This is a genomic window from Micromonospora sp. U56 (assembly GCF_018070095.1).
In the GTDB taxonomy this organism is placed as follows: Bacteria; Actinomycetota; Actinomycetes; order Mycobacteriales; family Micromonosporaceae; genus Micromonospora; species Micromonospora purpureochromogenes.
The window spans coordinates 1-21,901 of the sequence record NZ_JAGPYL010000008.1 but is presented as its reverse complement, the minus strand read 5'-3'; the positions used below and the strand labels follow the sequence as shown (position 1 = coordinate 21,901).

21 protein-coding genes are annotated in these 21,901 nt (G+C 75.2%); 16 read left to right on the top strand and 5 right to left on the bottom strand.

Going from position 1 to position 21,901, the window contains the following annotated elements; genetic code table 11:
- Positions 1–69: 69 nt before the first annotated feature.
- The 7 genes from KBX37_RS05360 (at position 70) to KBX37_RS05330 (ending at position 8,296) form a co-directional block, all read left to right on the top strand.
- The gene (locus KBX37_RS05360) at positions 70–1,371 is read left to right on the top strand and encodes a sensor histidine kinase (protein WP_210774814.1); all 1,302 of its coding nucleotides are present in this window, start codon (positions 70–72) and stop codon (positions 1,369–1,371) included.
- Positions 1,368–2,018: a response regulator transcription factor gene (locus tag KBX37_RS05355; RefSeq protein ID WP_210774813.1), complete on the top strand. Its 651-nt coding sequence runs from the start codon at positions 1,368–1,370 to the stop codon at positions 2,016–2,018. The genes KBX37_RS05360 and KBX37_RS05355 overlap by 4 nt, the downstream gene beginning before the upstream one ends.
- 74 nt (positions 2,019–2,092) lie before the next feature.
- The gene (locus tag KBX37_RS05350; RefSeq protein WP_210774812.1) at positions 2,093–3,169 is read left to right on the top strand and encodes a hypothetical protein; all 1,077 of its coding nucleotides are present in this window, start codon (positions 2,093–2,095) and stop codon (positions 3,167–3,169) included.
- Between the two features lie 93 nt (positions 3,170–3,262).
- Positions 3,263–4,726 carry a magnesium chelatase gene (locus KBX37_RS05345; RefSeq protein WP_210774869.1) on the top strand — a complete coding sequence of 488 codons (1,464 nt, stop codon included), beginning with the start codon at positions 3,263–3,265 and terminating at the stop codon, positions 4,724–4,726.
- Between the two features lie 2 nt (positions 4,727–4,728).
- On the top strand, positions 4,729–6,630 hold the full coding sequence (locus tag KBX37_RS05340; protein WP_210774811.1) for a VWA domain-containing protein: 1,902 nt from the start codon (positions 4,729–4,731) through the stop codon (positions 6,628–6,630).
- A gap of 93 nt (positions 6,631–6,723) precedes the next feature.
- Positions 6,724–7,239, top strand: a complete 516-nt coding sequence (locus KBX37_RS05335) for a hypothetical protein (protein WP_210774810.1) — start codon at positions 6,724–6,726, stop codon at positions 7,237–7,239.
- 13 nt (positions 7,240–7,252) lie between these two features.
- Positions 7,253–8,296 (top strand): aromatic acid exporter family protein, encoded by a 1,044-nt coding sequence (locus KBX37_RS05330; RefSeq protein ID WP_210774809.1) that lies wholly within the window; start codon positions 7,253–7,255, stop codon positions 8,294–8,296.
- A gap of 44 nt (positions 8,297–8,340) precedes the next feature.
- Here the strand turns inward: KBX37_RS05330 and KBX37_RS05325 are convergent, their stop codons facing one another.
- The gene (locus KBX37_RS05325) at positions 8,341–9,333 is read right to left on the bottom strand and encodes a GlxA family transcriptional regulator (protein WP_210774808.1); all 993 of its coding nucleotides are present in this window, start codon (positions 9,331–9,333) and stop codon (positions 8,341–8,343) included.
- A gap of 1 nt (position 9,334) precedes the next feature.
- Here KBX37_RS05325 and KBX37_RS05320 point away from each other — a divergent pair, with 1 nt between their 5' ends.
- Positions 9,335–10,678 carry an MFS transporter gene (locus tag KBX37_RS05320; RefSeq protein ID WP_247657094.1) on the top strand — a complete coding sequence of 448 codons (1,344 nt, stop codon included), beginning with the start codon at positions 9,335–9,337 and terminating at the stop codon, positions 10,676–10,678.
- Between the two features lie 3 nt (positions 10,679–10,681).
- On the opposite strand, the gene KBX37_RS05315 is transcribed toward KBX37_RS05320, so the two are convergent.
- The gene (locus KBX37_RS05315) at positions 10,682–11,398 is read right to left on the bottom strand and encodes an RICIN domain-containing protein (RefSeq protein ID WP_210774806.1); all 717 of its coding nucleotides are present in this window, start codon (positions 11,396–11,398) and stop codon (positions 10,682–10,684) included.
- Positions 11,399–11,455: 57 nt separating this feature from the next.
- Positions 11,456–11,740, bottom strand: a complete 285-nt coding sequence (locus KBX37_RS05310) for a DUF427 domain-containing protein (RefSeq protein ID WP_210774805.1) — start codon at positions 11,738–11,740, stop codon at positions 11,456–11,458.
- Positions 11,741–11,870: 130 nt separating this feature from the next.
- On the opposite strand from KBX37_RS05310, the gene KBX37_RS05305 reads away from it, so the two are divergent.
- From KBX37_RS05305 to KBX37_RS05290, 4 genes are all read left to right on the top strand, one after another.
- Entirely contained in the window at positions 11,871–13,253 is a 1,383-nt protein-coding gene (locus KBX37_RS05305; RefSeq protein ID WP_210774804.1) for an FAD-binding oxidoreductase, read from the top strand.
- On the top strand, positions 13,250–14,596 hold the full coding sequence (locus KBX37_RS05300) for a class I SAM-dependent methyltransferase (protein ID WP_210774803.1): 1,347 nt from the start codon (positions 13,250–13,252) through the stop codon (positions 14,594–14,596). Before KBX37_RS05305 ends, KBX37_RS05300 begins: the two co-directional genes overlap by 4 nt.
- Positions 14,597–14,691: 95 nt before the next feature.
- Entirely contained in the window at positions 14,692–15,252 is a 561-nt protein-coding gene (locus KBX37_RS05295; protein ID WP_210774802.1) for a helix-turn-helix domain-containing protein, read from the top strand.
- Complete coding sequence (locus tag KBX37_RS05290; protein ID WP_210774801.1) at positions 15,245–16,099, top strand: SRPBCC family protein; 855 nt, start codon at positions 15,245–15,247, stop codon at positions 16,097–16,099. Before KBX37_RS05295 ends, KBX37_RS05290 begins: the two co-directional genes overlap by 8 nt.
- An 849-nt stretch (positions 16,100–16,948) precedes the next feature.
- Here the strand turns inward: KBX37_RS05290 and KBX37_RS05285 are convergent.
- Positions 16,949–18,154, bottom strand: a complete 1,206-nt coding sequence (locus KBX37_RS05285) for an RNA polymerase sigma factor (protein WP_210774800.1) — start codon at positions 18,152–18,154, stop codon at positions 16,949–16,951.
- Between the two features lie 5 nt (positions 18,155–18,159).
- Complete coding sequence (locus KBX37_RS05280) at positions 18,160–18,492, bottom strand: YciI family protein (RefSeq protein ID WP_210774799.1); 333 nt, start codon at positions 18,490–18,492, stop codon at positions 18,160–18,162.
- Between the two features lie 188 nt (positions 18,493–18,680).
- Here KBX37_RS05280 and KBX37_RS05275 point away from each other — a divergent pair, with 188 nt between their 5' ends.
- The 4 genes from KBX37_RS05275 to KBX37_RS05260 all read left to right on the top strand — a co-directional run.
- On the top strand, positions 18,681–18,974 hold the full coding sequence (locus KBX37_RS05275) for a hypothetical protein (protein WP_210774798.1): 294 nt from the start codon (positions 18,681–18,683) through the stop codon (positions 18,972–18,974).
- Positions 18,975–19,015: 41 nt separating this feature from the next.
- A complete protein-coding gene (locus KBX37_RS05270; protein WP_179803276.1) occupies positions 19,016–19,249 on the top strand; it encodes a zinc-ribbon domain-containing protein in 234 nt (77 codons plus the stop codon).
- Positions 19,250–19,516: 267 nt separating this feature from the next.
- Positions 19,517–20,920: an MFS transporter gene (locus tag KBX37_RS05265; protein WP_210774797.1), complete on the top strand. Its 1,404-nt coding sequence runs from the start codon at positions 19,517–19,519 to the stop codon at positions 20,918–20,920.
- A partial coding sequence (locus tag KBX37_RS05260) for a hypothetical protein (protein WP_210774796.1) occupies positions 20,917–21,901 on the top strand: 985 nt, incomplete at its 3' end. The genes KBX37_RS05265 and KBX37_RS05260, both read left to right, overlap by 4 nt.

Below are 21,901 nucleotides of genomic sequence, written 5' to 3'. Positions count from 1 at the left end.
GACGAGGCGGCGCCGGAATCCCCGACACGGGGGAGTCGGCATGGCGTGGCCGGGCGGGAGAATGGCCCGGTGACTCCCCGGGCGCTGATCGCGCCGCTCGTCCGTGCGAGCACCTGTCGCCGTGGCGTGTTCCTCCTGCTCGGCGGGGTGCTGGCCCTGCCGTACGCGCTGCTGGCCGGCACCTTCGTCCAACTCCTCACCCGCGGCGAGGTGCCCCGGCTGCTGGTCTTCGCGCTGATGGTGGTGGCCGCCGTCATCGGCGCGGTGCCGTTCTTCCTCGACGGCAGCCGGACGCTGGAGATCGCCGCCGCCCGCGCCCTGCTCGGCGTGCCGCTGCCGGAGCCCGCCGCCGGGCACCCGGCCGACCGGGAGACCCGGCTGCGCGCCGCGCTCTGGATCGCCCTGCACATGACCGTCGGCGGGACGGTGATGTTCGCGCTGATCAGCGCCCTGCCGATGGCGTTGTCGTTCATCGCCCAGCAGTTCGGCGTCGGCACCCAGCTGGTCGCCCAGGAGAGCTGGGGGCCGCTCGACGGGCGGGACACCGGCTGGCTCACCCTCACCGGGGTGCTGATGCTGCTCGGCCTCGGCTACGCGGTGGCCGGGCTGGGCACGCTCGCCGCCTCGATGGCCCCGGCGCTGCTCGGCCCCTCGGCGGCCGAGCAGCTCGCCGCGCTGGCGGCGCGGGCGGCCCGGCTCGCCGAGCGCAACCGGCTGGCCCGGGAACTGCACGACTCGGTGGGTCACGCGCTGACCGTGGCCACCCTCCAGGCCGGCGCGGCCCGTCAGCTCCTCGACGGCGACCCGGAGTTCGCCCGCCGGGCGCTCGCCGCGATCGAGGAGACCAGCCGGCACGCGATGGACGACCTGGACCACGTGCTGGGCCTGCTCCGGGAGACCGAGGACGGCGCCCGTGCCTCGGCCGGCACCGCGCCGCAGCGGACCCTGGCCCAGCTCGACCGGCTCGTCGCCGACACCCGGGCGGCCGGGCTGCGGGTCGACGCGCGGGTCGACGGGGAGCTGGCGGAGCTACCCCCGGCGGTGTCCCGGGAGGGCTACCGGATCGTGCAGGAGGGGCTGACCAACGCCGCCCGGTACGGCCGCGGCCCGGTGCGCCTGCGGGTGGACGTACCCGGGGAGGCGACGGTGCCCGGTCCTCGCGGGCCGTCGGACGCGCCGAGCCGGCGGTGGTTGGAGATCGAGCTGGCGAACCTGCTGGGCGGCGCGGCGCGGCCGGGACGCGCCGGCCGGGGCCTGGACGGCATGCGGGAACGGGTGCTGCTGCTCGGCGGGCGGATCACCGCCGGCCCGGAGGATGGTCACTGGCGGGTCCGGGTGCGGCTGCCGGTGCCGAGGGGGGAGGCGCGGTGAGCACGGACGTGCTGATCGTCGACGACGACGAGCTGATCCGGGTCGGGCTGCAGGCGATCATCGACGCCCAGCCGGACCTGCGGGTGGTGGGCGAGGCCGCCGACGGCGCCGAGGTACCCCCGCTGGTCGCGCGGCTGCGGCCCCGGGTGGTGCTGATGGACGTGCGGATGCCCGCCATCGACGGCATCCAGGCCACCCGGCTGCTGCTGGCCGCCTCCGCCGACCCGCCCCGCGTCCTCGTGGTCACCACCTTCGAGAACGACGAGTACGTCTACGAGGCGCTGCGCGCCGGCGCGAGCGGCTTCCTGCTCAAGCGGGCCCGCCCGGTGGAGGTGGTCACCGCCGTCCGGGCGGTCGCCGCCGGTGACTCGCTGCTGTTCCCGGCCGCGATCCGCCGCCTCGCCGGGGCGTACGGGGGGTCGGGCGGGGACCGGCTGCGCGCGGCCCGGCTGACCGAGCGGGAGGCGGAGGTGTTGCGGCTGATGACCACCGGGCTCTCCAACACCGAGATCGCCGGGCAGCTCGTGGTCGGGGTCGAGACGGTCAAGACGCACGTCGGCAACGTGCTGGCCAAGCTCGGCGTGCGGGACCGCACCCAGGCCGTGATCGCCGCGTACGAGTCGGGTTTCGTCGTCCCCACCGGCTGATCCCCCTCGGCCGGGGGAGCGGGTTCGTCACCGCTCGGGAGGGCGGTGATGGCACCGCCGCTGAGGCTGGGAGCATGACGACAACCGATGCTCCCACCCACCGTCCGGCCTCCCGCCGGCCCGACCGGCTCGCTCCGCTGGCCGCCGGCTGGCTCGGCCTCTGGGGCGTACTCGCCCTGCTCTGCACGCTGACCGGCGCCGGCTACCCGTTCGGCGCGAACGACCAGGACGGCGGCGGGGCGAACCTGCTCCGGCTGGTTCCCGTCGACGTCGCGCCGCCGCTCTTCGCCGGGATGCTGCTGGCCGCCGCGGTCGCCGCGCTCGCGATGAGCAGCCAGGGCGCCCGCACCGCCGGCGCGCCGCGCGCGCTGCTGCTCGGCTACGGCTGGACGGTCGCCTTCGTCCTGGCCGTGGTGGTGCCCGACGCGCGGGTGCTGGTGATCCTCGGCTACGCGCCGATCCTGATCCTCGGCGCCCCGTTCGGCTGGCCGCCGGTCGACTACGCCGACGTCTTCACCTGGTCGCTCGGCGTCAAGGTGGCCGCCATGGCGGGCGGGGTGCTGCTGGCCGGGGCGCTGCTGGTCTGGCAGCGGCGGACCGCCGACGCCTGCGTGGTCTGCGGCCGGGGCGGCGCCGAGCGGGGCTGGACCACCCGGGCGGCCGCCGCCCGCTGGGGGCGCTGGGCCGCCTGGACCGCCGCCGCGATCCCCTTCGCGTACGCGCTGACCCGGTTCGCCTGGGCGGCCGGCATCCCGCTCGGCATCTCCCCCGAACTCCTCGACGACATGCAGGAGACCGGACAGGTCTGGGCCGGCGCCGGGCTGGGCACCTTCGCCACCGTCGGCGCGGTCCTCACCCTCGGGCTGGTGCAGGGCTGGGGCGAGCGGTTCCCGCGCTGGATGGTCGGTCTGGCCGGCCGGCCGGTGCCGGTGAAGCTCGCGGTCGTCCCGGCCACCCTGGTCGCGCTCGCGGTCACCGCGGCCACCCTCGGCCTGGTCACCACGCCCGAGTTCTGGCGGCTCGGCGGCGGCTTCACCATGGCCAGCGCGCCGATGCTGCTCTGGCCGTTCTGGGGCGCCGCGCTCGGTGCGGCCACGTACGCGTACCACCTGCGCCGCCGGGGCGGCTGCGCCCGCTGCGGTCGCGCCTGACGTCGCGGGCCGGCGCCCCGCCGCCGGCTCCGGCCACCGGGGGAGCAGGGTGCCCCGTCGATCGACGGGGCACCCTCGTTTTCCTGCGCTAGCCTGGGTCGGGTGACTGCGCCAAACCAGGTTCTCCCGGTCCCGCCCGCCGACCTGCCCGGCACGCTCGGCGAGCTGCGCGCGGCCGGGCACCGGCACCGCACCGTCAAGCAGGAACTCCGCGACAACCTCCTCGCCCGGATGCGTTCCGGCGCCGATCGCTTCCCCGGCATCGTCGGCTACGACGACACGGTCCTGCCCGAGGTCGAGCGGGCCCTGCTCGCCGGCCACGACATGGTGCTGCTCGGCGAGCGCGGCCAGGGCAAGACCCGGCTGATCCGCTCGCTGGTGGCGCTGCTCGACGAGTGGACCCCGGTGATTCCCGGCTCCGTGCTCAACGAGCACCCGATGCACCCGCTCACCCCGGCCTCCCGCGCGCTGGTCGCCGAGGCCGGCGACGACCTGGCGGTCGGCTGGCTGCACCGCTCGATGCGCTACGGCGAGAAGCTGGCCACCCCGGACACCAGCGTCGGCGACCTGATCGGCGACGTCGACCCGATCCGGCTCGCCCAGGGCCGCACCCTCGGCGACCCGGAGACCATCCACTTCGGACTGGTGCCGCGCACCAACCGGGGGATCTTCGCGGTGAACGAGCTGCCCGACCTGGCCGAGCGGATCCAGGTGGCGCTGCTCAACGTGCTGGAGGAGCGGGACATCCAGGTCCGTGGCTACCAGCTGCGGCTGCCGCTGGACCTGTTCCTGGTGGCCAGCGCCAACCCGGAGGACTACACCAACCGGGGCCGGATCATCACGCCGCTCAAGGACCGCTTCGGTGCGGAGGTCCGCACCCACTACCCGGTCGACCTGGAGCTGGAGCTGGCGCTGATCCGGCAGGAGGCCGAGCTGGTCGCCGAGGTGCCGGAGCACGTGCTGGAGGTGCTCGCCCGGTTCGCCCGTGCCGTGCGGGAGTCGCCGTCGGTGGACCCGCGCTCCGGCGTCTCCGCCCGCTTCGCGATCGCCGCCGCCGAGACGGTCGCCGCCGCCGCGCTGCGCCGATCCGGTCTGCTCGCCGCCGGTCCCGCCGCCCCGGGGGTACGCCCCGAGGCCCCGGTCGCGCGGGTCGGCGACGCGGTGTCGGTGACCTCGACCCTGCGCGGCAAGGTCGAGTTCGAGAGCGGCGAGGAGGGGCGCGAGGTCGAGATCCTGGCCCACCTGCTGCGCACCGCCACCGCCGAGACGTTCCGGGCCCGGCTGGCCGGGCTGGACCTGTCCGGCTTCACCGGCCTGGTCGCCGAGGGCACCGTCATCGAGACCGGTGAGCTGGTCTCGTCGGCGGAGCTGCTGCGCCAGGTCGGCACCGTGCCGGGGCTGGCCAAGGCGCTGGACCGGCTCGGGCTGGGCGACGCGCCCACCCCGGAGGAGGCCGCCGCCGGGATCGAGTTCGTCCTGGAGGGGCTGCACCTGACCCGCCGGCTCGGCAAGGACGTCACCGAGTCGGGCCGTACCGTCTACGGCGGCCGGGGCTGAGCGTGGCCGGCAACCGGTTCCGGTACGGCCAGTGGCGCGGCGGGCCCGACCCGCTCGCCCCGCCGTACGACGTCCGGGCCGCGGTGGACGCCGTCGGCGCGGAGGTGCTGGCCGGCGGCAGCCTGCGGGACGCGCTGCGCGACCTGCTGCGCCGGGGCCCGCAGGGGCGCGGCGGCCTGGACGACCTGGCCGCCCGGGCCCGCCGGCTGCGCCGGGAGGCGCTGCGCCGGGGCGACCTGGACGGGGCGGTGACCCGCTCCCGGGCGCTGCTCGACCAGGCGCTGGCGGCGGAACGCGACGAGCTGCGCGGGCGCGCCGACGACGATGCGCGGTTCGCCGAGGCGGTGCTGGACAACCTGCCCCGCTCCACCGCCCGCGCCGTGCAGGAGCTGGCGGGCTACCAGTGGGCCAGCGACGAGGCGCGGCGGACGTACCAGCGGATCCTCGACGGGCTGCGCGGCGACGTGCTGGAGCAGCGCTTCGCCGGGCTGCGCGACGCGGCACGGGCGGCCGGCGACCCGGCGGTGCAGCGGCAGCTGGCCGAGATGATGCGGGACCTCAACGACCTGCTGGCCCGGCACGCCCGCGCCGAGGACACCACCGACGCGTTCGCCGAGTTCATGCGCCGGCACGGCGAGTTCTTCCCGGAGCGGCCGAAGGACGTCGACGAGCTGGTCGACGTGCTGGCCCGCCGCTCGGCCGCCGGGGAGCGGCTGATGCGGTCGCTGTCGGACCAGCAGCGCGAGGAGCTGGCCGGGCTGATGCGGCAGTCCCTCGGTGACCGGCTGGCCGGCGAGCTGGCCGCGCTGGACGGGCACCTGCGGGCGCTGCGCCCCGACCTGAACTGGCAGCGCGGCGAGCGGGTCCGCGGTGACCAGCCACTCGGCTACGGCGAGGCGGCCGGCGCGCTCGACGAGATCGGCGAGCTGGACGACCTGCTCGACTCCCTCGACCAGGAGCACCCCGGCGCGACCCTCGACGACGTCCGCCGGCTGCGGGAGCTGGAGCGGGAACTGCGCCGGCAGGGGTGGGTGAGCCGGGACGCCGACGGGCTCACCCTGAGTCCGAAGGCGCTGCGCCGGCTCGCCGGCACCGCGCTGCGGCGGGTCTTCGCCGACCTCACGGCCGGGCCGCGCGGGCAGCACGACCTGCGCTCGGCGGGCGCGGCCGGCGCGGTCCGCGGGGCGTCCCGACCCGGGGAGTACGGCGACGAGCCGCCGCTGGACGGGGTGCGCACCCTCACCCGGGCGGTCCGCCGGGCCGGCCCCACGGTGCCGGTCCAGCTCGACGTCTCCGACTTCGAGGTGGTGGAGACCGAGCGGCGGGCGTCGGCGGCGGTGGCGCTCTGCGTCGACCTGTCGTACTCGATGATCTCGCAGGGGCGCTGGGGCCCGATGAAGCAGACGGCGCTGGCGCTGTCGCACCTGGTGGCGACCCGCTTCCCGCAGGACGCCCTGGAGATCGTCGGCTTCGGCCGGGAGGCGCTGACGCTGACCCAGCAGGAGCTGGCCGCGGTGGAGCCGGACATGCAGCAGGGCACCAACCTCCAGCACGCGCTGCGGCTGGCCGGGCGGCACCTGCGCCGGCACCCCGGCGCGGAGCCGGTGGTGCTGGTGGTCACCGACGGCGAGCCGACCGCCCACCTCGACCCGGACGACGGGGAGGCGCTGTTCCACTGGCCGCCGCTGCCGGAGACGATCGAGGCGACCATCCGCGAGGTGGACAAGCTGACCCGCTACGGTGCCACGCTGAACCTCTTCATGCTCGGCGACGATCCGGGGCTGCGCCGCTTCGTCGACGCGGTGGCCCGCCGCTCGAAGGGCCGGATGTTCACCCCGGACCTCGACGACCTTGGCGAGTACGTCGTCTCCGACTACCTGCGCGCCCGGCGGGGCCGGCGCTGAACCGCCCGGCGGGGCCGGGCTGAACCGCCCGTCCGGGTGATCCCGGTGCGGTAACGCCCCGATCCGCGCCGGTCGGCGGGGTTGACTGGGGACGTGGAGAGCGCGGGGCTGCGGCGGAGCTACGACGAACTGCTCGCCGAGGTGGAGGCGGGCGGCTTCGGCGAGCCGCCGCAGGGGCAGCTGACCGCCGCGCAGATCGTGGCCCACCTGGCCGCCAACGACGAGCTGATGAGCGAGGCCACCGAGGCGGTCCTCGCCGGCTCGCCCTTCGCCTACTACGACCTGGAGACCATCCACCGCCCCCAGGTGGACGCGCTGGTCGCCGACTGCGGCGGCCTGGACGGGCTGGCCACCCTGCTGCGGGCCACCAGCCAGAAGCTCTGCGCCCTGGTGGACCGGCTCGGCCCGGCGGCGGAGACCCCGGTCGACACCCACCTGCGGGAGGGCTTCGACCTGGTCGTCGACGACACCCTGCCCTGGTCGCGCACCCTGGACCTGCACGCCCGCGTCCACCTGCCGAAACACCTCGCGCAGCTCCGGGTCCTGCGGACGCCGCCGGGGGCGCCCGTCGTCGACCGGCCGACCGTCGACCGGTCGATCGGGTCGTGAGCCAGCCGGTGCGGTGAGCCGGCGCGGGGTGGGCCTGCGCAGCGCGGCCCGGTCGGTCGTCCCCGCGCTGTTGCGGCACCGGATTTGGATGGCGCTGCCGGTGATCGGCCAGGGCGCGCTGACGGCGGGCGTGGCGTGGTGGATCGCGGCGACCCTCTTCGGCCACCAGGCGCCGATCTTCGCCGCCACCGGCTCGTTGATCTGCCTGTCGGCGGGTATGGGCGGGCGGGGCCGGCAGGCCGTCGACCTGTTCGTGGGGGTGCTGGCCGGCGTCGCGGTGGGGGAGGGCGTCCAGGCCCTCGACCTCGGCATCGGATTCCTGGTGATGGTGCCGGCGCTCGCGCTGGCGATGTCGATCGCCGCCCTGGTCGACCCGCGGCCGCTGACCTACGTCCAGTCCGGCACCGCCGTGTTGATCGTGGTCGCACTGGGGCCGGCGCGGTCGCCCGCCAGCTATCTGCTGGACGTGGCGGTCGGCGGCGCGCTGGGTCTGCTCGGCAGCCAGGTGCTGTTCAGTCCCGATCCGGTGAAGCTGGTCGCCGCGCCGGTCCCGGAGATCCTGCGGGACACCGCGGTCGCGCTGCGGACGGCGGCCGAGGCGCTGCGCCGGGGCGGGCCGGCGCTGGCGGCCACCGCCTGCGAGCAGGCCCGGCACGCCAACGCCCGCCTCGGCCGGCTCACCGAGGCCCGGGTGGAGGCTCGCCGGGTCACCGGCCGCACCGTACGTGGGCGCCGGCGGGCCGTCCGGCTGCACCGGGCCGACCGCCCCCTCGACGACGTCCACGTGCTGGTCGCCGCCGCCCTGCTGGTCTGCGACGACGTGCACGGACAGCTCACGTCCCACCCGACGGCGGGGTCGGGCCCGTTGCCGGACCGGTTGACCGAGCTGGCCGACGGGCTGGCGGAGCTCTCCGCCGCCACCACCGACCGCTCCGGATCCCGGCCCGGGTCCACCGCACCCGTGCCGTCCGGCCCCGGCGACCGCCCGGTGATCGAGGTGCACCTGCGCGACGCCACCGCCGCCCTGCACCGGCTCCGCGCCGCCGCTCCACCCTGACCCCGCCGACCGGGCGGTCCTCGCCCCCGGCGCGGGAGCGCGGATCAGGGGTGCCGGTGGAATGCCCGGCGGTACGCGCTCGGGGCGACGCCGATGCGCTGGCGGAGCTGCTGGCGCAGGGCGGCGGCGGTGCCGAAGCCGCAGCGGTGGGCCACCTGGTCGACGGTCAGGTCGGTGGTCTCCAGCAGCAGCCGGGCGTGGTCGGTGCGCTCCTGGAGCAGCCACTGGGCGGGGCTCAGCCCGGTCTCGGAGCGGAAGTGCCGGGTGAAGGTACGGACGCTCATCCGCGCGTGCTCGGCCAGGTCGCGCAGGGTGACCGGCTCGTGCAGCCGCTGCCGGGCCCACTCCCGGGTGCCGGCGGTGCCCGTTGCCGCCCGGTGGGGCACCGGGCGCTCGATGTACTGGGCCTGGCCGCCGTCGCGCCACGGCGGCACCACGCAGCGGCGGGCCGAGCGGTTGGCCACCTCGCTGCCGTGGTCGGTGCGGATGACGTGCAGGCACAGATCGAGGCCGGCGGCCACCCCGGCCGAGGTGAGCACGTCGTCGGAGTCGATGAAGAGCACGTCGGGGTCCAGGTCGACCGCCGGGTGCAGCCGGCGGAACTCCTCCGCGTACGCCCAGTGGGTGGTGGCCCGCCGGCCGTCGAGCAGCCCGGCGGCGGCCAGCACGAAGGCGCCGGTGCAGATCGACATGATCCGCGCGCCCCGCTCGTGGGCCGTCCGCAGCGCCGCCGCGACCTCGGGGTCGAGGACGCCGTCGGTCAGCGCCGGACCGCCGTGGATGCCCGGTACGACCACCGTGTCGGCGGCCTCGACCAGTTCGAGCCCGTGGTCGGGCAGCACCTGGTACCCGGCGGTGCTGCGCACCGGACGGCCCCCCGGCGTGCAGGCGTCGACCGTGTAGAGCGGCTGCAGGTCCTTGGTGCGGGCGGTGCCGAAAACCTGGGAGGGGGTGCCGAGGTCGAGGCCGACCACCTGGTCGATGGCGAGCACCGCGACCCGGTGCGGGACGATCGTCATGGCCCGATTATTGCGCATGATGGCTTTCCGGCCACTCGTCGTCCGCGGGCCCGCCGTCGAGACTCGTGTCGTGAACCGAGCCCGCCGTCTGCACCCCGCCTGGCTGGTCGCCGCCGTCGCGTTCGTCGCGCTGGTCGGCGCCGCCGGCTTCCGGGCCACCCCCTCGGTCCTGCTGCACCCGTTGCATGCCGAGTTCGGTTGGCCGCTGGCCACCGTCTCCGCCGCGGTCTCGGTCAACCTGCTGCTCTACGGGCTGACCGCGCCGTTCGCCGCCGCGCTGATGGACCGGTTCGGCGTCCGGCGGGTGGTGGCCGGCGCGCTGGCGCTGGTGGCGGCCGGCAGCGGCCTGACGGTGTTCATGACGGCCAGCTGGCAGCTGATCCTCTGCTGGGGGGTGCTCGTCGGGCTGGGCACCGGGTCGATGGCGCTCGCCTTCGTGGCCACGGTCACCGGGCGCTGGTTCGTCCGCCGTCGCGGGCTGGTCACCGGGGTGCTGACCGCCGGCGGGGCGGCCGGGCAACTGGTCTTCCTGCCGCTGCTCGCCGTGCTGGTCCGCGACCACGGGTGGCGCACGGCGGCGCTCGTCGTCGCCGGGGCGGCGCTGGCGGTCGTACCGCTGGTGGCCTGGCTGCTGCGGGAACACCCGGCGGATCTCGGCCTGCCCGCCTACGGCGCGGCGGAGGTGGTGCCGCCCGCGCCGACGACGGGCGGCGCGGCCTCCCGGGCCGTCGGCGCGCTGGCCTCGGCCGCGCGGACCCGGCCGTTCTGGCTGCTCGCCGGCGGGTTCGCGATCTGCGGCGCGACCACCAACGGGCTGGTCGGCACGCACTTCGTGCCGGCCGCGCACGACCACGGGATGCCGGAGACCACCGCCGCGGGGCTGCTCGCCCTGGTCGGGCTCTTCGACATCGTCGGCACCATCGCCTCCGGCTGGCTCACCGACCGGGTGGACAGCCGGCTGCTGCTCGGCGGCTACTACGCGCTGCGCGGTGGGTCGCTGCTGGTGCTGCCCGGTCTCTTCGCCGGCACGGCCGAGCCGAGCATGCTGGTCTTCATCATCTTCTACGGCCTGGACTGGGTGGCCACCGTGCCGCCGACCGTCGCGCTGTGCCGGGAGTACTTCGGCGCGGCGGGCGCGGTGGTCTTCGGCTGGGTCTTCGCCGCCCACCAGTTCGGCGCGGCGATCGCCGCGACCGGGGCGGGCCTGGTCCGCGACCGCCTCGGCGACTACGCGGTGGCCTGGTACGTCGCCGGGGCGCTGTCGATCGGCGCGGCCGGGCTCTCGTTGCTGCTGCGCCGCCGGGAACCGGTGCCGGTGCCCGGGGTGGCGCCGCCGGCCCGGGCCTGGAGCTACCGGGGCTGAGCGTCAGCTCACCGTCCACTGCTGCTGGGCGGCGCCGGTGCACGGGACCTGGACGAGTTCGTCGCCGGACTCGGTGCCGCCGTCCTTCACCTCGGCGCACTTGCCGGAGTGGACCGCGACCAGCAGCACCGGGCCGGTGCCGACCGGGGTCAGCCGCCACTGCTGGTTGGCCTGCCCGTGGCAGGGGAACTGCTGGAGCTTCGCGCCGTCGTCGGTGCTGCCGCCCTCGACGTCCAGGCACTGCGCGTGCGCCGCGTTGGTGAGGGTGACCAGGTCCGGGGCGACCGGGTTGGCCACCCACTGCTGCTCCGGCCCGCCTGAGCAGCCGGCCAACTCGGCCTTGGCCTTCTCGTCCTCGTCGTCGGTGCCGACGCAGAGGCCGGAGGCCACCGCCCGGAACACCTTCGGCCCGGCCACCGGGGCGGGCGGGGTGGTGGGCGCGGCGGTCGGCGAGGGCGCGGCGGGGGTGGTCGGGGCCGGTTCGGTGACCTCCGGCGACGGCGGCTGAGCCGGGGGCGCGGAGGCGGCGGACGCCGGCACCACCGGCTGGTCGCCGCCGCCGAGCACTCCGGTGGCGAAGAAGACCCCCACCAGTACGCCGACCAGCCCGGCGGCCAGCGCGAACCGGATCAACGGGTCCCGGGGCAGCCCGGGTCGGGCGGACCGGCGGGCGCCGTAGACGGTGCCGGCCGGGTCGTGGTGTTCGTCGGGGGCGGACATGGGGGAATCCTGACCCACCGGACCGGTCGATGGCCACCCGGCCCGGCCGGCGGTGACTCAGTCGACGACCGTGACGTCCTTCCAGAACGCCACCCGGTCGCGCACCATCTCGGCGTCCGGCTTCGGGTCCGGGTAGTACCAGACGGCGTCGGTGCTGGTCCGGCCGTCGTGCTCGAGGGTGTAGTAGGAGGCGGTGCCCTTCCACGGGCAGAACGTGTGGGTCGCCGACTCCCGGATCAGGTCGTCGCGCAGGGCGGCGCGGGGGAAGTAGTGGTTGCCCTCCACCAGGACGGTGTCGTCGCTCTCGGCGACCACCAGGTCGTTCCAGACGGCTTTCGGCATGGGTCCACGCTATGCCGTCCGCCCCGGACCGACCACCCGACCTGCGCATCAGGTCCGCGACCTTGTGGGCGCCCGAAGTGGCCACCGTGGACATCCCACGCGCGGGCCGTTCGGCGCGTAAGGTGATCTCATGCGCGCGCTGCGTGATCATGACCTGGCGGTGGACACGTTGCGGCGGTCGTACGCCGCGGTGCCCCTCGGGGAACCCGTCCGCCTCGCCAAACGCACCTCGAATCTGTTCCGCCCCCGGGCGGCCACCAGCTCACCGGGCCTGGACGTCTCCGGGCTGGACGGCGTGCTGTCGGTCGACCCCCGGGCCCGCACCGCCGACGTGCAGGGCATGTGCACGTACGAGGACCTGGTCGACGCCACCCTCCCGCACGGACTGATGCCGCTGGTCGTGCCGCAGTTGCGCACGATCACCCTGGGCGGCGCGTTCACCGGGCTGGGCATCGAGTCCACCTCGTTCCGCAACGGCCTGCCGCACGAGTCGGTGACCGAGATGGACTTGCTCACCGGCGCGGGCGAGATCCTCACCGCCCGCCCGGAGGGCGAGCACGCCGACCTCTTCGCCGCCTTCCCCAACTCGCTGGGCAGCCTCGGCTACGCCACCCGGCTGCGCATCGAGCTCCAGCCCGTACGCCACGCCGTGGCGCTGCGCAACGTGCGCTTCAGCCGGCTGGAGGAGCTGACCGAGGCGATCGGTGACGTGGTCGTCAAGGGCGAGTGGGAGGGCCAGCCCGTCGACGCGATGGACGGGGTGATGTTCAGCCCCGGCGAGGCGTACCTGACCCTGGGCACCTTCACCGACGACGCGCCGCAGCTCAGCGACTACACCGGCCAGGAGATCTACTACCGGTCGCTGCGCCGGCGCACCCGCGACGCGCTGACCACCCACAACTACCTCTGGCGCTGGGACACCGACTGGTTCTGGTGCTCGGCGGCGTTCGGGGTGCAGCACCCGGTCGTCCGCCGGCTCTGGCCGGCCCGGTGGCGGCGCAGCGACTTCTACCACCGCCTGGTCCGGCTGGAACACCGGCACCAGGTCGCCGCGCGGGTCGACCGCTGGCGCGGGCGCCCGGCCCGTGAGCGGGTGGTGCAGGACGTCGAGATCCCGCTGGAGGCCACCGCCGACTTCCTCCGCTGGTTCGCCGCCAACGTGGGCATGAACCCGGTCTGGCTCTGCCCGCTGCGGTTGCGCGAGCCGGGCGGGCCGGGCTCGGCGCGGACCTGGCCGCTGTATCCGCTCCGGCCGGGGCAGACCTACGTCAACGTCGGTTTCTGGGGCAGTGTGCCGATCGCCGGGGGAGCGGCGGACGGCGATGTGAACCGCTCGATCGAGCGGGCGGTGTCCGAGCTGGGCGGTCACAAGTCGCTCTACTCGGACGCGTACTACGACCGGGAAGCGTTCGACCGGCTCTACGGCGGGGACGTCTGGCGTGCCGTGAAGGACCGTTACGACCCGGACCACCGGCTCACCGGACTGTACGAGAAGGCGGTAGCGAGGAAATGAGCCTGACCGATCGAGAGCAGGGGGCGAGCAGTTCCCCCGTCCCACCACCGCCGGCGGGAGGCCGGCGCGGTCGCACGACCGTCGCGGACGTCGTCCGGGCGATGACCGTCGGGGACCTGCCGGTGCGCATCACCGGGTACGACGGCAGCGTGCTGGGCCCGGCCGACTCCGGGATCACCCTGTCCATCCGCTCCGAGCGGGGCCTGTCGTACCTGCTCACCGCGCCCGGCGACCTGGGCATGGCCCGGGCGTACGTCGGCGGCGACCTGGGGCTGGAGGGGGTGCCCCCGGGCGACCCGTACGAGGCGCTGCGGGTGCTCAAGGACGAGTTGCGGGTGCGGGTGCCCCCGCTGACCGAGGGGTTGGCGCTGGCGCGTGGGCTGGGCTGGGAGCGGCTGCTGCCCCCGCCGCCCCCGCCGCAGGAGGCGCAGCCGCGCTGGCGGCGCGTGATGAACGGGCTGCGTCACTCCCGCCTGCGGGACAGCACCGCCATCTCGCACCACTACGACGTCTCGAACGCCTTCTACGAGAAGGTGCTCGGCCCGTCGATGACGTACACCTGCGCGGTGTTCCACAGCCCGGGCGACACGCTGGAGCAGGCCCAGGCGGCCAAGTACGACCTGGTCGCCGGCAAGCTGGCGCTCAAGCCGGGGATGCGGCTGCTCGACGTGGGCTGCGGCTGGGGCGGCATGGTCCGGCACGCCGCCCGGGAGTACGGCGTGAAGGCGCTCGGCGTCACGCTGTCCCGGGAGCAGGCGCGGTGGGCGCAGGCGGCGATCGAGCGGGAGGGGCTGACCGAGCTGGCCGAGGTGCGCCACCTGGACTACCGGGACGCCCCGCGGCAGCAGTTCGACGTGGTCTCCTCGATCGGGCTGACCGAGCACATCGGGGTGCGCAACTACCCGGCGTACTTCGGAGCGCTGCGGGACCGGCTGCGGCCGGACGGCCGGCTGCTCAACCACTGCATCACCCGGGCCGACAACCGCGCCCCGCACCGCTCCGGCGCCTTCATCGACCGGTACGTCTTCCCGGACGGCGAGCTGGCCGGGCCGGGCCGGCTGATCAGTGAGATCCACGACGTGGGGCTGGAGGTGCACCACGAGGAGAACCTGCGGCAGCACTACGCGCTGACCCTGGCCGCCTGGTGCCGCAACCTCGTCGAGAACTGGGACTTCTGCGTCTCGGAGGTGGGGCAGGGCACCGCGCGGGTGTGGGGCCTCTACATGGCCGGGTCCCGGCTGGCCTTCGAGACCAACGGCATCCAGCTGCACCAGGTGCTGGCCACCCGCAACGGGCCGGCCGGGCAGACGTCGTACCCGCTGCGCCCCGACTGGACGCCCTGATCGCGGAACCGCCCGAGGAGAGCCGCGCCGGGTCGGCGCGGCTTTCCTCGACCCTATTGACAAAGAGAGTTTTTACGTACAAGCTCATTTGTGCGATGAGAGACGTCATGTACCTGGAGCAGATCGAGCAGGCCGAGGTCCTGCTCAAGCCGCAGCGCGTCGAGGTGCTGCGGCAGTTGGCCGAGCCCCGCACCTGCACCGAGGTCGCCACCCGGCTGGAGCAGACACCGCAGCGCGTCTACTACCACGTCAAGCAGTTGGTGGCGGCCGGGCTGGTCGAGCAGGTGTCGAGCCGGAAGGTGCGCGGCATCACCGAGGGCATCTACCAGGCCGCCGCCCGGTCGTACTGGCTCTCGCCCCGGCTGGTGGGGCGGGTCGGCGGGGTGCGCCGGGCCCGGGACGAGCTCAGCCTGGGCTACCTGCTCGACCTGATGGAGGAGGTCCAGGCGGACGTCGCCGCCCTCGACCGGTCCGCGCCGGAGCTGCCCTCCATCGGGGTGTCCGGCGAGATCCGGGTGCCGGCCGAGCGCCGGCAGGAGTTCCTGCACGACCTGCAGTCCACGCTGCGGGACCTGTTCACACGCTACGGCGGCGCTGAGGGGGACGCCTTCAAGCTGGCCGTGGCCTGTTACCCCAAGGGGGACGACCGTGAGTGATTCGTTGAAGCTGGGTGCCCGTCTCGCCGCGCCGGTCGAGGCCGTCCGGCGTGCCCTGACCGACCCGGCCGAGCTGCGCGTCTGGTTCGCCGAGCACGCCGAGGTGGAGCTGCCCCGACGGTACGAGTTCTGGGGCCGCTTCACGCCCGAGGGCGACGCGCCGCACCAGCGCCTGCTGCACGCCGACGAGGACACGCTGCGCTTCGCGTGGCTGCTCGACGGGGTGGAGACCACCAGCGAGATAGCCCTGACGCCCGAGGGCCCCGGCAGCACCCTGCTGACCCTCACCCAGAGCCACTTCAACTTCGCCGAGGCGCTGGACGGCAGCACCATCCGGGGGGTGCTCCAGACCTGGTGGAGCCTGTCGATCGCCAACCTCGCCGCGCACCTGGAGGGGCGACCGCTGCTGCCGAAGACCGACTTCACCTCCGCCGACCTGCGCGGCGAGCTGCTGATCGGCGCGCCGGTCGAGCGGGTCTGGCAGTCGCTGACCGACTCCGCCCAGGCCAGCGCCTGGTTCGGTTACCCGATCGGCATTGAGCCCTGGGTCGGCGGCCGGTACGCCATGGGCGGCTTCGAGGCCGGGTACGCGGCCAAGGTGGTCGACCTGGAGCCCGGCCACCGGATGTCCGTCGACTGGGGACCGACCGGCATCAGCACCTGGGAGCTGGCCGAGTCCGACGGGAAGACCAAGCTGACCTTCGTGCAGAGCGGCTTCGACGAGGGCAACCCGCCGTACGCGGCCTGGAGCGGGTCGGTGGCCGGCCTGTCCGAGCTGCGCCGCTACCACGAGATGGCCGACTGGCAGCCGATCTGGGTGCTGGAGGAGATGCCCACCAGCGCCTGACCGTGCCGCCATCGTTCGTCGACGCGGGCCGCACCCCCTGGTGGTGCGGCCCGCGCCGTCCGTGCACCGTGTTCCTGTCCAGGCGTGACCCCTGGCGCGTGGACCGGCGGTGGCCGGGCGGTATGGACGGTGTCGGTGCCCTTTCGAGCTGATGACGCAAACGATTCACCCGGCACGGGCGCCGGGATTCGGTACCCGGGAGCCGCCGGCCGTCAGAGTCGGCGGTCGTCGTTGGCCGGCGTTGGTGACTGTTGGCCCCTTGGCGGGCCGATTCACGGCGCGGTTCGGCAGAGAGGCGGGGTTGCGCTGCCGGGGGCCTGTTACGGCCGAGGGGCGGAGCCGAGCCGAGGTGTGCGGGCGGCCCGGGTCGCGTCGTCCGCCGGTCGGTCCACGGCGCGGCGAGCCCGAAGCCCGGGAGGCCCGCGAGGGGCGGAGCCGAGCCGAGGTGTGCGGGCGGCCCGGGTCGCGTCGTCCGCCGGTCGGTCCACGGCGCGCGGCGAGCCCGACGCCCGGGAGGCCCGGTCGTCCGCGACGGGGCGCCGCGCGGGTGTGGTCGCCTCGCTCAGCCCCGATTCGTTTACGTCATCAGGTCGAAAGGGCTCGCACACCCCATGTCATGGTGGCGGCGGCTGGTGGGGGACTGCCCCCGGAGGTGGCCGGACGGGTGGGTGCGCGGCCTCGTCCAGCACCGGCCAACCGCGGTCGGAAACCACGAACCGTCGCGCCGGTCGGATCGCCCGGCCGCCGGCCGCCGGCCGCCCCGCCGGCCGCCCGCCGGCCGCCCGCCGGCCGCCCCGCCGGTGCCCACCGCCCCATACCCGGTGGGTGCCGACGGGACAGGCGGCGCCGTCAGTGGTCCAGCTCGCCCGCCCGGCGCAGCAGCGCCCGGCGTTCCGGTTCGGAGCCGACCAGGTCGGCGGCGGCGCGGAACAGCGCGGCGGCGCGTACCGGGTCGCCGTGGCGGGCGGTCAGCTCGGCCTGCGCGGCGAGCGCCGGCGGGTAGCCGTCGAGCGCGCCGCCCGCGCGGGCCTCGGCGACCAGGGCCAGCCCCGCCGCCGGCCCGTGGGCGTAGCCGTGCGCCACCGCCCGGTTGAGCCGGATCACCGGGGTGGGCCGGATCCGGGCCAGCTCGTCGTAGCAGCCGGCGATGGCGGCCCAGTCGGTGTCGGCGGCGGTCGGGGCGGTGGCGTGCGCGGCGGCGATCCGGGCCTGCAGCGCGTACGGGCCATGGCCGGCGCGGTCCAGGGCGGCGAGTCCCTCGGTGATGGCGGCGTGGTCCCAGCGGGAGCGATCCTGCTCGTCGAGGGTGAGCAGGTCACCGGCCGGATCGCGGCGGGCGGCCCGGCGCGAGTTCTGGAACAGGAACAGGGCCAGCAGCCCGGCGACCTCCGGCTGGTCGGGCATCAGCCGGTCGAGCAGCCGGGCCAGCCGGATCGCCTCGTCGGCGAAGGCGGGCTCGCCGTCGGCGTCGTACCCCCGGGTGAAGAGCAGGTAGAGCACGGCCAGCACGCCCGGCAGCCGCTCGACCAGCGCGGGCCCGGTCGGCACCCGGTAGGGGATGCCGGCCGTGGCGATCCTGGTCTTCGCCCGGGTGATCCGCCGGGTCATGGTGGACTCGCTGACCAGGAAGGCGCGGGCGATGTCGGCGGTGGGCACCCCGGCCACCGTGCGCAGGGTCAGGGCGACCCGCGCCTCCAGGGCCAGCGCCGGGTGGCAGCAGGTGAAGACGAGTCGCAGCCGGTCGTCCACCACGTCCCCCTCCGTCCCCGTCGGCGGCTCCGGATCGGTCAGCAGGGCCAGGTCCCGCAGCCTGCGCCGCTCCACCGCGGCCCGGCGCAGCACGTCCACGGCCCGGTTCCGGGCGGCCGTCATCAGCCAGCCGCCCGGATTGCCGGGCACGCCGTCGCGGGGCCACCGCTGAAGCGCCGAGGCCAGCGCCTCCTGGGCGCAGTCCTCGGCGAGCGTCCAGTCGCCGGTGACCCGGATCAGCGCGGCGACGATCCGCGGGTACGCCTCGGCACCCGCGTCCGCCACCGCGCCGGCCGCGTCCACCACCCGCGTCAGTCCAGGTCGGCGAAGGGCCGCAGCTCGATCCGCCCGCCGTAGGCCATCGGGTGGGCCCGGGCGACCTCGATCGCCTCGTCCAGGTCGGCGCACTCCAGGATGTCGAACCCGACGATGACCTCCTTGGTCTCGGCGAACGGGCCGTCGCTGAGCAGCAGTTCGCCGCCGCGTACCCGGACCGTGGTCGCCCCCGAGGGCGGGGCGAGCACGTTGCCCTCCAGGCGCTGGCCGCGGGCGTCCCGCTCGGCCACCCACTGCTCGATGTCGGGCGCGGCGTCCGGGTCGGTGTCCGGCTCGGTGTCGGTGCAGACGAACATCATGAACTTCATCGGTCGGGCTCCTCGGTGTCGTGGTCTCTCGACAGGGTGACGAACGCCGGACCCGGATCCGGACACCGCCGGGCGGGAAATCTTCGCCGACGCACCGGTACGGCGGGTCCACCGGGTCGGGGCCGGACACGGGTAGATCATGTCATCGGCACCGCTCACCGGCGACGAAGTGACCGAGGAGGACCGCGATGCCCCGCGACGACTGGAAGGGTGTCGTCAACCAGATCCTCTACGGGTTGATCTTCACCGCCGAGCTGGACGACGCGGCCGCCGCCCGGATGGCCGAGGCGATGGTCGAACGCCGGTTGTTCGGCGCCGGTCCGCGCGTCTACGCCGCGGCGATCGCCCGGGCCCGGCGGCACCGCGGTCCGCTGACCGACGAGCTGCCCACCCCGCACGACGAGCAGCGGTTCCGGGAATTCCTGGAGCTGCTCGCCGTCCAGCTCGAGGCCCGCCGGCCGTGGCGGCGAACCATTTCCTGACAACGGGTGTGTGAGCCCCCTCCCGTGGGTACAGGCCGGCGATGTTCTTCATCTTCGGACTGCGCACGTCCGTCAACCGGTCCGGCGTGGTCACCGCGGTCTGCCGCAACTGCGGCAACCGGGCCGCGCAGGTGATCACCCGCCGGTCGACGAAGTTCACCCTCTTCTTCATTCCGCTGTTCCCGGTCCGCACCCGCTACGTGCAGCAGTGCTCGTTCTGCGGCGCCGAGTACGGCATCGCCAAGGACGAGGCCCGCAGCCTCCCGGTCGGCTGACCCGGCGATGGCCCGCTTCCTCTGCTGGCTGATTGGCCGGCAACCGGTCGTGCCGGCCCCCGCGCCGGTGCACACCGTCTCCCGTCCGCCCTGCACCCCGGGCCGTCGCCGGCACCGCCGTCGCAGCCGGCCGCTGGCCGGGGCCCGCTCGCCCCGCTCACCCTGGAACCGGTCCGCGGAGCGCTGACCATGTGATCTTCCGCCCGTACCGGATGCCTGCCCACCTCCGCGCCTTAGGCTGGGCCGCCGTCCGAACGGGGAGAATCCTTGCGTAACCACCCGGCCGTCGTGCTGGTCGCCGTCCTGCTGTCCACCCTCTCGCTGCCGGTCTCGCTGACCGGCGCGTCGGTCGCGCTGCCGGACATCGGGCGGGACCTCGACGCCGGGCTTGCCGGCGTGCAGTGGGTGGTGAACGGCTACAACGCCACCTTCGCCAGCTTCATGCTGGCCACCGGGGCGCTGGCGGACCTGCTCGGCCGGCGCCGGGTCTTCGCCACCGGCGTTGCGATCTTCGCCGGCTCAGGGCTGTTCGCCTCGGTCGCCGGGAACATCGTGCTGCTCGACCTGCTGCGCGCGCTGGCCGGCGTCGGCGCGGCCGCCGCCGCGACCAGCGCCTCCGCCCTGCTGGCCCACGCCTTCCCGGGCCAGTCCCGAGCCCGGGTGTTCAGCGTCTTCGGGACGACCATCGGCGTCGGCCTCGCCTTCGGGCCCTCCATCGCCGGCCTGCTGATCTCCGCGTTCGGCTGGCGGGCGGTCTTCGCCGCGCCGGCGCTGGCCGCCGTGGCGGTGCTGGCGCTCACCCCGCTGCTGCCCGAGTCCCGCCAGCCGCACGCCGGGCGGATCGACTGGCCCGGGACGGTCACCTTCACCGCCGCGCTGCTGCTGCTCATCTTCGGTTTCGTGCAGGGCCCCGAGCTGGGCTGGTCCGCCCCGGTGATCGTGGCGGCCTTCGCCGCGGCGGTGGCCCTGCTGGTGGCCTTCGTCCGGGTGGAACGACGACGACCCGAGCCGATGTTCGACCTGGCCCTGCTGGCGAGCCCCCGCTTCCTCGGCATCTGCCTGGCGGCGGCCACCATCGTCGCGGTGCTGGTGCCGCTGCTGGTCTACCTGCCGTCGTACCTGACCACGGTCGTCGGGATGAGCCCCGGCGCGGCCGGCGCCACGCTCATCCTGCTGACCGCGCCGACGCTGGTGCTGCCGTTGCTCAGCGGTGCCCTGACCCGGCTGGTGCCGGCCCTGGCGGTGATCGTCACTTCGGTGGCGGTGGTCGCGGTGGGCGCCGCCTGGGCCACCGTGCTCGCCCCGGACAGCGGCACCGCCGCCCTGGCCGGCCCGCTGCTCACCATCGGCGTCGGGATGGGGTTGTCGATCGGCCTGCTCGACGCCATGGCGATCGGCAGCGTCGCCGCGCACCGGGCGGCCACCGGCGCCGGGATGATCAACACGGCTCGACTGGCCAGTGAGACCGTCGCCATCGCGGTGGTCGGCGCGGTGCTGGCCAGCACCACCGCCGGCCGGCTCGCCGACCCCGGCTTCACCGGCGGCCTGCGTACCGTGCTCTGGGCGATGGCCGCCGTGGCCCTGCTCGCCGCGGTGGCGACCGCCGTGCTGGTCCGCCGGGCCCGCGTCCCGGCCGAACCGGCGCTGAGCGCCTATTCTGGCGGATCGTGACGAGCACCGCGCAGCGCCTGGCCGCGATCCGCGGCGACCTGCCCCCGAAGCGGCACAACGCCCGGACCGTCGCCGCGCTCACCGGTAACCCGGGCTGCGCCCGCCGGGCGGTGCTGGACGGCGCCGGGGTGGACAAGCCGAGGCTGGCGGAGGCGATCGGCTTCCCGGCCCGGTTCGGGCAGTCGCGGTTCGCCATCACCCGGGGCAACGCCTTCGAGGCGCAGGTGAAGGCCGACGGCGGGGCGGAGCTGCTGCGGCTGGTCGCCGAGCGGCTCGGCGTACCGGTGCCGGAGCGGGCCGGCTGGACGGACCTGGGTGGTGCGGACGACCTGCCGGACCGGCACGAGCGGTCCCGCCGGGCGCTGACCAGCCAGGGGCCCGAGGCGGCGCTCTTCGACCACCCGTTGCTCGGCCTGGACGTCGCCGGGCAGCGGGTGCACCTGGAGCCCGACCTGGTCGCCGCCCGGCTCGGCGGCCGGTTCCACGTGGTGGAGATCAAGTCGTTCCCGGTGGTCGACGGGCAGGCCGACCCGGCGAAGGTCGCCGCTGCGGCGATCCAGTCCGCCGTCTACGTGCTGGCGCTGCGCGAGCTGCTCGCCGCCGAGGGGGACCCCGAGGAGCTGGTCTCGCACGACGTGGTGCTGGTCTGCCCGCGCGACTTCGGCAACCGGCCGGTGGCCAGCCTGCTCGACGTCCGCAAGCAGCTGCTGGTGCTGCGCCGGCAGCTCGACCGGATGGCGAAGCTGGACGCGCTGCTCGACACCGTGCCGGCGGACTTCAGCGCCGACCCGACCGCCGACCCGGCGACGCTGGCCGCCGGCCTGCGCCGGGTGCCGGCCCGCTACGCGCCGGAGTGCCTGGCCAGTTGCGAGCTGGCGTACTTCTGCCGCAACGAGGCGGGCGGGCACACCGGGGCGCTGGGCCGGCCGGTGCGAGAGGCGCTGGGCGGCGTCGCCACCGTCGCAGAGGTGCGGTCGCAGG

Bases quoted from the DNA above. Each gene is read 5' to 3' on its own strand.
- KBX37_RS05350 (WP_210774812.1), top strand. From the start codon at position 2,093: ATGACGACAACCGATGCTCCCACCCACCGTCCGGCCTCCCGCCGGCCC.
- KBX37_RS05325 (WP_210774808.1), bottom strand. From the start codon at position 9,333: ATGCGCAATAATCGGGCCATGACGATCGTCCCGCACCGGGTCGCGGTG.
- KBX37_RS05320 (WP_247657094.1), top strand. From the start codon at position 9,335: ATGGCTTTCCGGCCACTCGTCGTCCGCGGGCCCGCCGTCGAGACTCGT.
- KBX37_RS05315 (WP_210774806.1), bottom strand. From the start codon at position 11,398: ATGTCCGCCCCCGACGAACACCACGACCCGGCCGGCACCGTCTACGGC.
- KBX37_RS05310 (WP_210774805.1), bottom strand. From the start codon at position 11,740: ATGCCGAAAGCCGTCTGGAACGACCTGGTGGTCGCCGAGAGCGACGAC.
- KBX37_RS05305 (WP_210774804.1), top strand. From the start codon at position 11,871: ATGCGCGCGCTGCGTGATCATGACCTGGCGGTGGACACGTTGCGGCGG.
- KBX37_RS05300 (WP_210774803.1), top strand. From the start codon at position 13,250: ATGAGCCTGACCGATCGAGAGCAGGGGGCGAGCAGTTCCCCCGTCCCA.
- KBX37_RS05295 (WP_210774802.1), top strand. From the start codon at position 14,692: ATGAGAGACGTCATGTACCTGGAGCAGATCGAGCAGGCCGAGGTCCTG.
- KBX37_RS05280 (WP_210774799.1), bottom strand. From the start codon at position 18,492: ATGAAGTTCATGATGTTCGTCTGCACCGACACCGAGCCGGACACCGAC.
- KBX37_RS05275 (WP_210774798.1), top strand. From the start codon at position 18,681: ATGCCCCGCGACGACTGGAAGGGTGTCGTCAACCAGATCCTCTACGGG.
- KBX37_RS05270 (WP_179803276.1), top strand. From the start codon at position 19,016: ATGTTCTTCATCTTCGGACTGCGCACGTCCGTCAACCGGTCCGGCGTG.